Annotated in this window: 12 protein-coding genes and 2 pseudogenes; 10 read left to right on the forward strand and 4 right to left on the reverse strand. The window is 55.4% G+C overall.

Going from position 1 to position 12,742, the window contains the following annotated elements:
• Nucleotides 1-10 precede the first annotated feature (10 nt).
• Nucleotides 11-683, reverse strand: a pseudogene (locus PW844_RS11920) (amino acid ABC transporter permease).
• A gap of 140 nt (nucleotides 684-823) precedes the next feature.
• Between PW844_RS11920 and PW844_RS11925 the strand changes: the two are divergent.
• On the forward strand, nucleotides 824-2,218 hold the full coding sequence (locus PW844_RS11925; protein WP_299451807.1) for an MmgE/PrpD family protein: 1,395 nt from the start codon (nucleotides 824-826) through the stop codon (nucleotides 2,216-2,218).
• Between the two features lie 5 nt (nucleotides 2,219-2,223).
• Here the strand turns inward: PW844_RS11925 and PW844_RS11930 are convergent, their stop codons facing one another.
• Entirely contained in the window at nucleotides 2,224-3,048 is an 825-nt protein-coding gene (locus PW844_RS11930) for a transporter substrate-binding domain-containing protein (RefSeq protein WP_299451809.1), read from the reverse strand.
• Between the two features lie 197 nt (nucleotides 3,049-3,245).
• Between PW844_RS11930 and PW844_RS11935 the strand changes: the two genes are divergently transcribed.
• The 3 genes and pseudogenes from PW844_RS11935 (at nucleotide 3,246) to PW844_RS11940 (ending at nucleotide 4,183) form a co-directional block, all read left to right on the forward strand.
• Nucleotides 3,246-3,641, forward strand: coding sequence for a VOC family protein (locus PW844_RS11935; RefSeq protein ID WP_299452033.1), 396 nt, complete (start codon nucleotides 3,246-3,248; stop codon nucleotides 3,639-3,641).
• Between the two features lie 27 nt (nucleotides 3,642-3,668).
• Nucleotides 3,669-3,851 (forward strand): annotated as a pseudogene (locus PW844_RS29435) (hypothetical protein).
• Between the two features lie 56 nt (nucleotides 3,852-3,907).
• Nucleotides 3,908-4,183, forward strand: coding sequence for a hypothetical protein (locus PW844_RS11940; protein WP_299451810.1), 276 nt, complete (start codon nucleotides 3,908-3,910; stop codon nucleotides 4,181-4,183).
• A gap of 39 nt (nucleotides 4,184-4,222) precedes the next feature.
• Here PW844_RS11940 and PW844_RS11945 read toward each other — a convergent pair whose 3' ends face one another.
• Together PW844_RS11945 and PW844_RS11950 are read right to left on the reverse strand one after the other, a co-directional pair.
• The gene (locus tag PW844_RS11945; RefSeq protein ID WP_299451811.1) at nucleotides 4,223-4,960 is read right to left on the reverse strand and encodes a metallophosphoesterase; all 738 of its coding nucleotides are present in this window, start codon (nucleotides 4,958-4,960) and stop codon (nucleotides 4,223-4,225) included.
• Between the two features lie 37 nt (nucleotides 4,961-4,997).
• Nucleotides 4,998-5,402 (reverse strand): nuclear transport factor 2 family protein, encoded by a 405-nt coding sequence (locus tag PW844_RS11950; protein ID WP_299451813.1) that lies wholly within the window; start codon nucleotides 5,400-5,402, stop codon nucleotides 4,998-5,000.
• A gap of 246 nt (nucleotides 5,403-5,648) precedes the next feature.
• Between PW844_RS11950 and PW844_RS11955 the strand changes: the two genes are divergently transcribed.
• From PW844_RS11955 to PW844_RS11980, 6 genes are read left to right on the forward strand one after another with little or no spacing between them, the layout of a single operon-like run.
• Nucleotides 5,649-6,182, forward strand: coding sequence for a GNAT family N-acetyltransferase (locus PW844_RS11955; protein WP_299451815.1), 534 nt, complete (start codon nucleotides 5,649-5,651; stop codon nucleotides 6,180-6,182).
• A gap of 43 nt (nucleotides 6,183-6,225) precedes the next feature.
• Nucleotides 6,226-7,842, forward strand: a complete 1,617-nt coding sequence (locus tag PW844_RS11960; protein WP_299451817.1) for an ABC transporter substrate-binding protein — start codon at nucleotides 6,226-6,228, stop codon at nucleotides 7,840-7,842.
• Between the two features lie 14 nt (nucleotides 7,843-7,856).
• The gene (locus tag PW844_RS11965) at nucleotides 7,857-8,846 is read left to right on the forward strand and encodes an ABC transporter permease (RefSeq protein WP_299451819.1); all 990 of its coding nucleotides are present in this window, start codon (nucleotides 7,857-7,859) and stop codon (nucleotides 8,844-8,846) included.
• Nucleotides 8,846-9,679, forward strand: a complete 834-nt coding sequence (locus PW844_RS11970) for an ABC transporter permease (protein WP_299451821.1) — start codon at nucleotides 8,846-8,848, stop codon at nucleotides 9,677-9,679. Before PW844_RS11965 ends, PW844_RS11970 begins: the two co-directional genes overlap by 1 nt.
• Nucleotides 9,676-11,289: an ABC transporter ATP-binding protein gene (locus tag PW844_RS11975; protein ID WP_299451823.1), complete on the forward strand. Its 1,614-nt coding sequence runs from the start codon at nucleotides 9,676-9,678 to the stop codon at nucleotides 11,287-11,289. Before PW844_RS11970 ends, PW844_RS11975 begins: the two co-directional genes overlap by 4 nt.
• A 10-nt stretch (nucleotides 11,290-11,299) precedes the next feature.
• Nucleotides 11,300-12,637, forward strand: a complete 1,338-nt coding sequence (locus PW844_RS11980) for an LLM class flavin-dependent oxidoreductase (protein WP_299451825.1) — start codon at nucleotides 11,300-11,302, stop codon at nucleotides 12,635-12,637.
• Nucleotides 12,638-12,742: the final 105 nt, after the last annotated feature.

Genomic DNA, 12,742 nt, shown 5'->3' on the forward strand with positions numbered 1-12,742 from the left:
TATTACCTCATCAGCGCGCATCAGAAACCGCAAGACGTTTTTCAATCATCTGGCTGCATTGGCTGATGAACAGCAGCAGGGTGAAGTACATCACGGCAATCAGGGTATACACTTCCAGCGGACGATAGGTCTGGCTGTTGACCTGCATCGCCTGATACAAGAGTTCGCTGTAAGCCAGCGAAGAAGCCAGCGCAGTGGATTTCAGTAATTCGAAAGAGCGTTCAAGAAACGGCGGGATCATCCGGCGTAATGCCTGCGGCAGGATGATGCGACGTAACGCTGTGGCGCGTGGCATGCCCAGCGCTTTGGCACCTTCCCATTGCCCGTTGCTGATTGACTGGATACCGCCGCGATAGACTTCCGCATAAAATGCAGCGGACTGGGCCGACAGCGCCAGCACTGCGGCGGCAAATGGGGAGAGGGTGAGAGGCGATACCACGGGTAACGCGTAGTAGATCCAGAAAAAATGCACGATGGCAGGAGTATTACGGTAAAAACCAATGATCATGATGGCCGGGATTCGTACCAGGCGAAGCGGCGAATTTTTCATTATCGCCAGTATTATCCCCCGCGAGCATGCCAAAAACGATGCTGGTCACACCGATCTGAATCGTTCCCCAAAGCCCCTCAAGTAATAACATCCGGTATGGCCAGATGGCGGCAAAATCCCACTGATATGACATACGACACAACCCCTAAAATACTCAATCCAATTTCAGTACGTTAGAACGGCATAATCTTATCAGTACGAAAATGTGATAAATAAATAATATAAAATGACGCTATTATCTCTTTTTGATATATAAATTTGACCAGGACTGCTATGATCCACGCCACCACTCTGACACTCGAACTGGCCCGATTTGCCTGTCAACTCACTCCAGATGCAATCCCTGCCCGTTGGAAACGGAAAATCATCCTGCATTTTATCGATAGCCTGGGGTGTGGGGTGGCAGCACGTAACGACCAGGTGTTGCAGATGAGCGCTAAACTGGCACGGTCGCAATACGCTGTGGGCAGCAGTATTACGCTGGATGGTGGCTCTCCGCTCTCTTCGAGTGGTGCCGCATTCCTTAATGCTGCCGCAATAAATGCGCTGGATTACGATGATGGGTTTGAAGTCGCAGGGCGGGGGATGGGACATCCGGGGGCGACTCTGGTCGCCGGGGCACTGGCGGCGCTAGGTTCTCAACCTGTCAGTGGTGAGGCCTTGCTGACGGCACTGGTTGCTGCATGGGAGATCAATGGACGGGTGGTTCTTTCGCAGCAGCCAAGCCCGGAACGTTTTCGCGAAGTCTATGGCGTCTGCCAGCATGAATCTCTCGGTGCTGCAATCGCATTCGGTCTGTTGCGTGGCTGTGATGCGAGTGCTCTGGAAAACTGTCTGGGGCTGGCAGCCTCACTCACCCCGCTTCCGTCATTGCACAAATATAACTGGCAGCAACGTCCACTGGTTTCCTTTAAAGACTACAATGCGCCAGCCGCGGAAGCGGGGGTACGTGCTGTTGAAATGCATCTGTCCGGCATTGTCGGGCCGCGTGATGTGCTGGCAGGGGAGCAGGGGTTCTGGCGCATGATGGGTTCTGACATGTTCCGTCCTGAAATCCTCACGGATAACCTCGGCTCCAGCTGGCTATTGCAGCATGCCAGTTTTAAGGCTTACCCGACGTGCCGCTGGATGCATACTGCGCTGGAGTCGTTTGCAGGCGTACTGAAAGCTCTCGCTTCGCCTGAAAAGATCCAGCGGGTACGGGTGTATGGCAGTCAGCTGCTGGCCGATTTTTTTACCGATACCCGGCCTGAGAGCGGCACAGACGCGCAATTCAGCCTGCCTTTAGCCATTGCCTGCCTGGCATTCAATATTCCTCGCCATCAATGGAGTAGTGAAGGGGTGCGAACTTCCGCGTGGCTTCTGGCATTTGCGGACAAGGTGGAGGTGCTGTCCGAAGGGCATTTTGATCAACTGATGCGGGAATTTCGTCGCCCGGCAGCCCGTGTGGAAGTGGTTACTGAGGATGCCGTTGTTACCGGTGACACCATCGATTTTCCCTTAGGCTCGCAGGAAAACCCGCTTTCTGAGCAGAAGATTATTGAAAAGTTTATCGCCAACCTGTCATCACGGTTGCCAACAGAGACAGCGGAAGGGATAGCCGCGCGGTTACTCGATCTGGAACGATGTGAGGATATCGGGGCACTGCTGGCCCCGATGCTGGAATGAAGGTCTTACTGCCACTCTTCCTTAATCACAGACGGAACCTTACTGACATCGACGCCACGCAATTTAAGGGCGTCCTCGTAGAATTGCTTACTCTGGCCGGATTTATAAATTTTAACGAACTCTTCATTCAGGAAATTACGGAAACGCGGGTCGCTTTCTTTGCGTATTGCACCACCGGTACTGATGGCGATGATAGGCTTCGGCAGGATCAGGTTGCCCTTGTGTACTTTGGCCTGCTGCAATGCCAGTGCCGGATGGACGTAAGAAAGTGCATCGACACGGCCCGCATAGAATGCCGCAACGCCTTCATCCATATTAGTGAAGCGGACCAGCTGCGCCTTCGGTAATTTTTTCGTCAGGATAAGGTCAGGGCTGCTGCCGAGGGTGACGCCTATTTTGATGTCAGGACGATTAAGGTCGTCCCAGTTTACCGCAGGAATACCATCGCGGATCAGCACCCCCTGGGCATACCACAGGAACGGTTGATCGGAGAAATCTGCGGCCTTACGGCGTTCATCGGTGGGATCGAGCACCAGCATGGTATCAATCTGGCCTGCCTGCAACGCCGCAATTGCATTACCCCAGGTGGTTTCGACCGGGACCAGTTTTACCCCTAAATCTTTCGCCAGCACTTTGCCAACGTTATAACCAATACCATTCCACTGACCTGTCGCCGGATCTTTGAAGTACCAGGGTTCGCCTTGTGCGACGCCGATACGCAGTTCGCCCGTTTGTTTGATATGGTCCCAGGTCGATTCTTCCGCGTGGCTAAAAAAGGGTGCGACAGCCATGAGCAAAGGCAGAACGATTTTGTGTAGTTTGATTGTCATTTTGATGGTCCCTGATAAGAAAAGAATGAAAAGTGAAATGCAGTACAGGCGACAAAATAGCGAAGTTTTATATAACTGTAATAGTGTTATTTCTATTATCTAATTCCATATGGTTATTAACGGCGCGAGCATGGCGTAGGCCGCAATGACCGCAAAGCACATTTGTGTTAACTATGGATAAACACAGAGAGGTGGCGATGAATTTTCAGCATATGCGTATTGCCAGGCCGGTGCGGGTACTCAACAGAAGCTGTGAAATGTACTGTGACGGACTTGGGCTAACAAAGTTAGGTGAGTTTACCGATCACGATGGATTCAGTGGATGCATGTTAGGCCGGGAGGATTTACCCTGGCATCTTGAGTTCACCCAGTGCCACCACCATCCGGTGATACCGTCCTCCTCACCAGAAGACCTGTTGGTTCTGTACGTCCCGGAAAGGAAGGCATGGGAAAACGCCTGTTCAGAAATGGATCACGCGGGATTTGTCAGGATTGAATCTTTTAACCCCTACTGGGAGAGAAGGGGAGTGACCTTCGAAGATCCTGATGGGTACAGAGTGGTGATCCAGAATATGAAGTGGGGGGCGTTATAATCGAATCGTTAACAAGGATGATCTAATATGGTGACACAGGATATTGAAAAAGCAGTGTTTGATTTGGTAGGAGAATACAACGGGCGAAGGCTATTTACCTTCAAACGTTAACCGCACTTTCCCGAAGACTTTAGTAAAAAACATGATCCACTGACTATTCAGTTATTGATTGATTCAGCAAAGGCTGGAGGTTGGCCAGGTAGAAAGTAAAGGCGAGCTATATTCCTTCTGGGCATATTTTTTTAACTCAAAAAGATGTTATGGATATGATGAAACTTGCCCGACGAAGCGTTAAAACAGTTCTGTTTATTGCATTGTTCTGCCTGTTTGCTCGCTTGATTGATGCTTCAAAGTTTATCAGTCTTGATACAGCCAATGCTTTTTCAACCTGGCTTCATGGTAGTGCTAATCAGGAAAACTATGATGACCTTTGGTTTTTTACTGATGTGCTGCTTTCGTTACTGTCCACTGTGGTTGCTTACCACGTGTTAATCAGGCTGTTCAATCGAATGCCGGAACGGATACGCCAACACGTAAACTGAATAAACGTCATTCGCTCCCGGCTGATCATCTTGCCCCGCTCAAACCGAAACGTGATAACTGGTAATGGCATTGCCGGTAAACCGGTGGACCATCAGCGCCGGTGGATCGTCAGCTGGGGGGATATTTTCTGTCCCAAACCAGACCGGATTAGCCGGGCACACTGACCCGCAAATATAGGCCGGTATTCCCGCAAATATGCCTGCTATGGGTCGATGGACATGCCCGCTGGAAATCGCCAGCAGGTGATGGGGAACGCGCCTGACCAGCGCTGCCAGCGCTCTGGAACCCTGGCACATTGTCTTATCCAGCGTGGGAATGCCGGATGCAAAAACGTGATGATGCAGGAATAACAGTGATGGAGCATCACCGGCATCCCGGAATTGTTTCTCCAGCCAGCCAATATGCCCAGATACATCGCCTGACGTTTGGTTTTCCAGCGTTGAATCCAGCCCAAAGAGGCGAAGCTCACCGAGCTGATGCGCAAAGTGCAGGGAGTCGCCCGATGCATCAGCTGCCCAGCCATGCTCTCCCCAGACTGCGCGCATCTGCTGGCGATCATCAGCGTTGCCGGGTAGCAGTAACCAGGGATACGCCTGCTGGTGCAGACGGTCGGCAATCAACCAATAACCTTCATGCCACTGTTCATCAATCAGGTCACCGGTCAGCACCAGAATGTCCGGGTTGAGATGCGCCAGCCAGGCCAGCACACGATCTAATCGGGCCAGATTGTCATTGTCAGGAGAAACGTGGATGTCCGAAACCTGCGCTATCAGCATGTCTGCCTCATCATGATTCAGGCTGCAAACCTACACATTAGCGGCAAGCCTGAGCCACTGCAAAACTGTCTTCAAACAGACGGAAACGCGTGATCAAGCCGTCATTCACCACAAAATCAAACACAAATTCCGTCTCGATCAGTTTGCCGGTTTTATTCACCCGGGAAGCCAGTTTACCCGGCACCAGAACCCGGTTGCCCTGAGCCAGCATCTCACTGATTTCAAAGTGTTCAGAAGTGATCTGCTCACGAATCTGGCGGAAAAATTCAGCCGCCCCTGCTTTGCCGTGTTTACGCCCAATCCAGGGCACAGTGGCAACATCGCCCGCCACAAACCAGTCAACGTTTTCGCTGACCAGTTCTGCGATGGCAGCAACATCCGCTGCAGACGCAAGGCGATTGAAAAATTCTTTAATTACATCAGCAGGTTGTTGATAAGACATCAGGTGACTCCTGTTCTGTGGCCAAAAAACATATCTATTTCTAGTCTGAATGAAGGGTTTCGGTCAATTACCTTCTACCAGCGTGCTGTTATTCTCCGGCTGCATTATCTTATGCATTATATTTGTAATAGACCGGATCAGGAGGTTAATTCCTGTATTTAACAAAACGATTGCCATTATTTTCAGTTTACTTTGCCTGGGCGGATTTCAATAATTTCCCGGTGATTTATCAAGGAAGCGGAAATAATGAGCCAGTCGATTGAGGTAGCAAAGTCCGACGACGCGGAAGAAATCTTCGCGTTACTCCAGCGCGCCTATGCCGCGCTGGTCGCTTTGGATGTGCATTTTACTATCTCACGCGGCTCGGTGGAGCAGGTACGGCGCACCATTGAGCAGGAAACCGTGCTGGTACTGCGCAAGTGGAAACGTGCCGTGGCGACAGTAACGGTGCGTTTCCCATGGCAGCAGGATGACAGCGCACCTTCATCATTACCTTTTATTCACTGGTTTGCTGTTGACCCGGATTTTAAAGGTCAGGGATATGGCCGGGAAATTATCAGCTGGGCAGAAGAAACCCTGCTGAAAGACACCTTAAAAGCACCGGGTGTTTATCTGGCTACTGCGACCAAGCATCCCTGGCTCAGCGACCTGTATCTGCGTCGCGGCTATCAACCTTTTTATCATCGCACCAATCAATTAGGGGAAGCATTGGTTTTCCTGAAAAAGGAATTTACTGCCAATGCGGAAACCTCACCGGAAAAAAGAGTACGCACTGCCTGATTCAGGCCATTAAAAAATAACACCTGCAACCACCAAGGATAATATGAAAGCGAATTCACTGACTCTCGCGCTGGGTCTGACCTGCCTGCTGGGAAGCGCATTCCATACTTTTGCTGCTGAACAACCGCGCAGCGGTGGCAGCCTGACCTGGGGTGTCGAAACCGAACCCGTGCCGTTTAACCCGCAGCTTAACGGCCAGTCGAAAGCGGAAGTGGTGTTGCGCAACGTCTGGGAATCGCTGCTGGCACGCCGTAATGACGGCAGCTTTGTCCCCTGGCTGGCTGAAAGCTATGAAGCTAGCCCGGACGGAAAAAACTATCGCTTCATCCTGCGGCGTGACGTCACTTTCTCCAACGGTGAGAAACTCGATGCCAATGCGGTCGCAGAGAACTTCCGTCATCTGCAGGATGCAGCCTATTGCGCTGGTAGCAGCCTGTGTGCGGTGGGTGCCCGCATTGAAAGTATCACCACGCCGGATGATCATACGGTAGCGATCACCCTGAAGCAGGGCTATTCCCCGTTCCTGGCCTTCGCCGCCAAATTGCAGATCCTCGCTCCGGCCAGCTGGCACTCATCACAGCTCAAATCCGGCGGCAAAGAGATAGCCGGTACCGGTCCCTTTATTCTCGAAAGTTACGAAAAAGGGCAGCAGGTCACCTTCGTGAGAAATCCCCATTACAACTGGGCACCTGCCACGGCGCATCATCAGGGACCGGCTTATCTTGATCGCGTCACCTATCGCTTCCTGCCGGAATCTTCAGTGCGGACCGGCGCGTTGCTGTCAGGGCAGGTCGATGTGATTGAAGGCATCTCCGGTAATGACGCGGGAGAGTTCAAAGACAGCAGCGACTTTACCTACCAGCATGCGCTCAATACCGGCACACCGTATTCGTTGTTTCTCAACGTGGAATACGGCCCGACCCAGGATGTGAAAGTGCGTCAGGCGCTGTTGCAGGGGCTGGATATCGACCCGATCCTCAAATCGGTTTATCGAGGCGAGCGTACCCGCGCCTGGGGCATCACGTCACCTATCGATCCGCTCTACAACAACGATCTGGAAGGCAAATATGGCAACAACCCGGCTGCCGCCAACAAGTTGCTGGATGAGGCAGGCTGGCAAACGCGAGATGCCGATGGCTTTCGTACCAAAGATGGCCAGCGCCTGAGCATTGAGGTGATTCAGGCACAGGCGACGGTACGTGACCAGCGTGATGTACTGCTGCAGGCGATTCAGGCCCAGGCGCGCCAGCGGCTTGGCGTGGAGTTGAAGCTGCGTTATGTCGATTCCGGTACCTACGTTGATGTGCGTAACACCGGCAAATTCGGCTCGATCGCTAACTCCAATACTGAAACTGACGGCATCGATATCGAAAACCACTATCGCCCGGTGAAGGCGGGTGGACCGATCAACTACAGTCGCGTCAACAGCCCGGCAATAAACGGCTGGCTCGATCAGGCTGCCGCCACACTGGATCTTAATCAGCGCCGTAAATTCTACAGCCAGTTGCAACAGTACGCGCTGCCACAGCAGGCGCTGGCGGTACCACTGTACGAACCGGAAGACCAGATTGCAGCAGCAAGTTACGTACACGGTGTCGGTTTCCGCAGCTTTAAGCAAATGCCTGAAAACGTCTATGACGTGTGGCTGAGCGCACACTAATTTCGGAGGCGAGGATGAGTCTGGAGAGCATCGTAACCCGTAACCCGCGAGCGCCCCGGCCATCGCTATGGCGTAGCGAACTGACGCGTCGTATCACCGGGCGTCTGCTGGGTGGCGTACTGGTGTTGTGGGCTGCCGTCACGCTGGCGTTCCTCGGGGTGCATCTGGCGCCTGGCGATATCGTCAGCCTGCTGATTGGGGAGCAGGAGCGCACACCGGCGATTGAGGCGGCCATCCGCGCCGAGTGGGGGTTGAATCACCCGTTATGGTGGCAGTACCTGCACTATTTGTGGCGCGTGCTGCACGGTGACTTCGGTCGTTCATACATTCTCAACACCGAGGTGAGCCAGCTGCTGGCGACCCAGCTGTGGCCCACCCTGAAACTCACCCTGGCAGCGTTACTGGTCAGTGCCGTGTTTGCCATAGTGATGGCGGTAGCGACAGCGCATCGCCGCTGGGGTCGCCGGATTGCGAATGGCCTGGAGCTGCTGCTGGCTTCCACGCCATCGTTCTGGATGGGAATTGTACTGTTGTTCATCTTCAGTTTTACGCTGCGCTGGTTTCCGGTGGCGGGGGATCGTCATCTTTCGTCGCTGGTACTGCCAGCCTTGTCCCTCGGACTGGCCCAGGGGGCGGTGATTGCGCAGGTCCTGCGGCGTGAGCTGGAACGTGCGCTGGAATCCCCCTTTACCCTGACGTTACGGGCCTGGGGTGTAGGGGAAACCACTATCCGTTTGCGTCATGCGTTACGCCACGCCGCACTGCCTGCGGTGACGTTAACCGGCTGGCTGGTGGGCGGATTACTCAGCGGCGCGGTGATCACCGAACAGGTTTTTGGTCGTCCCGGTCTCGGTAAGCTGACGGTGGATGCGGTGCTGGCGAAAGATCTGCCAGTGGTGCTGGCGGTTGCCGTCCTTTCGGCGCTGATTTACGTGGTGATGAGCACGCTGGTTGACATTCTGGCGCTATGGATCGATCCACGCCTGCGTGGGGAGGGCAAATAATGCAAGCCATCCTGCAACGATTTTCTCTTGCGCTGCCCGTATCGGTGTGGAGCGCATTGTTCTTTCTGCTGCTGGTCGCGCTGGCGGTGGTGGCTCCGCAGTGGCTGACGCACAGCGATCCGCTGCTGGCTGACCCGGTCAACGCGCAGCTGCCGCCTTCGGCACAGCACTGGCTTGGCACCGATCAGCTGGGGCGCGATCTGCTGACCCGGGTGATTTATGGCAGCCGTTACTCGCTGTTGATCAGCGTCGCGGCGATGGCGGTGGCGGTGATCTTCGGCACCTTGCTGGGTCTGACGGCGGCACTGGCACGCGGGGTGGTGGATGAGCTGCTGAGTCGCGCGGTGGATGTTATCTCAGCCTTTCCCGATCTGTTGCTGGCGCTGATGCTGATCGCTTTCACCGGCCCGGGTACCAATAACCTGATTATCGCTCTCGGCGTGGCTTCGGTACCGCGTTTTGCCCGCGTGGTACGCACCCAGACTTACAGTGTTATGACCTCCGGCTACGTGGAACAGGCCCGTACCTTCGGCCTGTCGCGCTTTACGTTGATCGGGCGTCATATTCTGCCACATGCAATGGCGCAGGTGCCCGCGCTGGCCACTCTGGGTCTCGGCACGGCGATTATCGGTACTGCGGGGCTGAGCTTCCTGGGGATGGGGCCGCAGCCGCCGACGGCTGAATGGGGATTGATGCTGGCCGAAGGGCGTAACTATCTGCGTAACGCCTGGTGGATTGCCGTCTGGCCGGGGGTATTTATCACCCTGACGGTGATTGCGGTGAATACCCTGGGACGCTACTGGCAGGCGCGTTTTGAAGGGCGAACGCTATGACGCAACCGGTGATTGATATTGAAAACCTCTCCATTCGCTTTGGTGCCCAGCAGGTGGTGAAGAACCTGAATTTGCAAGTCTGGCAGGGGGAATCGGTGGCGCTGGTGGGGGAGTCCGGTTCAGGCAAGACCCTCACTGCCCGCAGCCTGCTGGGATTGCTGCCGGATGATGCGGTGGTCAGTGCGGATCGTTTTGTCATTGATGGACGTGATATGCGCAACGCTCACCGCCAGGATTGGCGTGTGCTGCGTGGACGTCGTATTGGTTACGTGCTGCAGGATGCGCTGGTTTCACTCGACCCGTTGCGGCGCATCGGTCAGCAACTGGCGGATGCACTGCGTGCCTCAGGCTATCGTGGTGATGTCAGTCTGCAGGAAAAAAGCCTTGAACTGCTGCGCGCGGCAGGCATAGCGGATGCAGAAAGCCGTCTCGCACGCTATCCACATCAGCTTTCCGGTGGACAGCGTCAGCGCGCCCTGATTGCCACCGCCCTGGCGGGCAGCCCGGCGTTGCTGATTGCGGATGAACCCACCACGGCGCTGGATATGACGGTGCAGCGGCAAATCCTGCAATTGCTGGCGCAACGACGGCGTGACGGGCATGGCCTGTTGCTAATCAGCCACGATCTGGCGGTGGTGGCCGAACTGGCCGATCGGGTGCTGGTGATGCGTGATGGTGAAGTGGTGGAGCAGGGCAGCAGCGGAACGTTGCTCCAGCGCCCCCAGCATACCTGGACACAGCGTCTGTTGCGCGCTGTACCGACACCCGCTACCCGGGGGTTACGCCTCAGTGCTGCCGAACCGACACCGCTGCCGCCGCGCCCGGCACTCGCTGCGGTGCCTCTGCTGGAGGCGATCGGGCTTAACAAGGCCTACGGTGAGCGTCAGGTGCTGCATAACATCAACTTCAGCCTGCATGCCGGGGAAACCCTTGGCGTGGTGGGGGAGTCCGGTTCCGGCAAAACCTCGCTGGTGAAAGTGGTGATGGGCCTGGTCGAACCTGACAGCGGCACGCTGCTGCTGGAAGGCAGCCGCTGGCAGGGCCTCAATGAGAAAGCACGTCGCGCCCGGCGTGCACGCCTGCAATTGATCGCCCAGGACCCCTTCAGCTCTTTCGACCCACGTTACACGGTGGAAAAAATTATCGGCGAAAGCCTCGACAGCATCGGCATTTACGGCGATGCGCGCCGTCAGCGGGTGCGTCAGTTGCTGGATGAAGTGCAACTGGGCGATCGCTTTCTGCAGCGTTATCCGCAGCAACTCTCTGGCGGTCAACGCCAGCGTGTCGCGATTGCCCGCGCTTTTGCTCCGAACCCGGCGCTGCTGGTGGCGGATGAGCCGGTCAGCGCGCTCGATGTCTCTGTCCAGGCACAGGTGCTGGACCTGCTGGCTGATATGCAGGCCGAACACGGCACGGCGCTGTTGTTTATTTCTCACGATCTTGGGGTGATCCAGCATCTGGCCGACCGTGTGCTGGTGATGCAGAACGGTCAGGTGGTGGAAAGCGGGGAACTGCGGCAGGTGTTTGCTGCGCCGCAACATCCCTGGACACAAAAACTTTTACAGGCGCTGCCGGTCCTTCCTGACTGGCAGCCCGCAACCGCATATTAAGGAGAAGCGCATGAGTCAGACACAACACCAGCTACGGCTGGGAGCCATTATTCAGGGAGCTTCCGGCAACATGTCGGCATGGCGTCACCCGGATGCGGTGGCCGATGCCAGTATCAACGTGGACTACGTGCTGGACCTGGCCCGGAAAGCGGAACAGGCGAAAATTGATTTTCTGTTCGTCGCCGATGGCCTGTACATCACCCCGCAGTCGATCCCGCACTTTCTCAATCGCTTCGAACCCATCACCCTGTTGTCGGCGCTGTCGCTGGTGACGAAAAACATTGGTCTGGTGGCGACACTCTCCACCTCCTACAGCGAACCCTTTACCGTAGCCCGCCAGTTTGCCAGCCTTGACCATTTGAGCGGCGGACGTGTTGGCTGGAACGTGGTGACCTCACCGCTGGAAGGATCGGCTAAGAACTTCTCGCGCGCTACCCATCCTGAGCATGACGAACGCTATCGCGTTGCCAGCGAGTATTTACGGGTGGTGAAGGGGTTGTGGGATTCGTGGGAAGAAGGCGCCTTTGTGCGTGATAAAGCCAGCGGCCAGTTTTTCGATGCAGACAAACTGCATACCCTCAATCATCAAGGCCAGTACTTCTCGGTGCAGGGACCGCTCAATGTGGGGCGCTCACCGCAGGGGAGGCCGATTGTGTTCCAGGCGGGCGCTTCGGAAGCGGGTAAAGCTTTTGCCGCTGAAGCAGCCGACGCCATTTATACGCGCCAGGAGACCCTTGAGCAGGCACGTGAGTTCCGCGAAGATGTGCGCAGCCGTCTGGTGGCGCAGGGGCGGAATGCCGATGACATTCGCGTTTTCCAGGGTATCAGCGTCATTATCGGAGACAACGAAGAAGAAGCGGAGCGTCGTTATCAGCAGACCGCAGAACTGGTGAGCATCGATAACGCGCTGGAATATCTTGGCCGCTATTTCGAACATCATGATTTCAGCCGATACCCGCTGGATGCGCCTTTCCCGGAAATCGGCGACCTGGGCGAAAACAGCTTCCGCAGCACCACCGATACCATTAAACGCAATGCCCGCGAACGTGGGCTGACCTTGCGCCAGGTTGCGCTGGAAGAAGCGACGCCACGGCCAGCTTTCCTCGGTACGGCGCAGCAGGTGGCTGATGGCTTAGCGCAGTGGTTCATCGCGGGTGCAGCCGATGGTTTTATCGTTCGCGGCGGCACCCCCACCGCATTTGATGATTTTGTGGCGCAGGTGATCCCGCTGCTGCAACAACGCGGGCTTTATCGCAGCGAATATGCAGGCGAGACACTGCGCGAAAACCTTGGACTCCCGGAGCCGGAAAACCAGTTTGCACAACGCCGTCGTCAGCAGGTGGCATGAGATGACGGACACCAGAGCAAAACAACAGACGCTGGAAACAGCCTTGAACAGCATGCTGCCAATTATGTCGCTGTCTCCAGAGCGATCTTTCAGCGCCAGGAAACC

The organism is Pantoea sp. (assembly GCF_028283705.1).
In the GTDB taxonomy this organism is placed as follows: Bacteria; Pseudomonadota; Gammaproteobacteria; order Enterobacterales; family Enterobacteriaceae; genus Pantoea.

Coding starts and splice junctions, on each gene's coding strand:
- PW844_RS11945 (WP_299451811.1), bottom strand. CDS start 4,960: ATGCTGATAGCGCAGGTTTCGGACATCCACGTTTCTCCTGACAATGAC.
- PW844_RS11980 (WP_299451825.1), top strand. CDS start 11,300: ATGAGTCAGACACAACACCAGCTACGGCTGGGAGCCATTATTCAGGGA.
- PW844_RS11930 (WP_299451809.1), bottom strand. CDS start 3,048: ATGACAATCAAACTACACAAAATCGTTCTGCCTTTGCTCATGGCTGTC.
- PW844_RS11935 (WP_299452033.1), top strand. CDS start 3,246: ATGAATTTTCAGCATATGCGTATTGCCAGGCCGGTGCGGGTACTCAAC.
- PW844_RS11975 (WP_299451823.1), top strand. CDS start 9,676: ATGACGCAACCGGTGATTGATATTGAAAACCTCTCCATTCGCTTTGGT.
- PW844_RS11925 (WP_299451807.1), top strand. CDS start 824: ATGATCCACGCCACCACTCTGACACTCGAACTGGCCCGATTTGCCTGT.
- PW844_RS11970 (WP_299451821.1), top strand. CDS start 8,846: ATGCAAGCCATCCTGCAACGATTTTCTCTTGCGCTGCCCGTATCGGTG.
- PW844_RS11955 (WP_299451815.1), top strand. CDS start 5,649: ATGAGCCAGTCGATTGAGGTAGCAAAGTCCGACGACGCGGAAGAAATC.
- PW844_RS11965 (WP_299451819.1), top strand. CDS start 7,857: ATGAGTCTGGAGAGCATCGTAACCCGTAACCCGCGAGCGCCCCGGCCA.
- PW844_RS11960 (WP_299451817.1), top strand. CDS start 6,226: ATGAAAGCGAATTCACTGACTCTCGCGCTGGGTCTGACCTGCCTGCTG.
- PW844_RS11940 (WP_299451810.1), top strand. CDS start 3,908: ATGATGAAACTTGCCCGACGAAGCGTTAAAACAGTTCTGTTTATTGCA.
- PW844_RS11950 (WP_299451813.1), bottom strand. CDS start 5,402: ATGTCTTATCAACAACCTGCTGATGTAATTAAAGAATTTTTCAATCGC.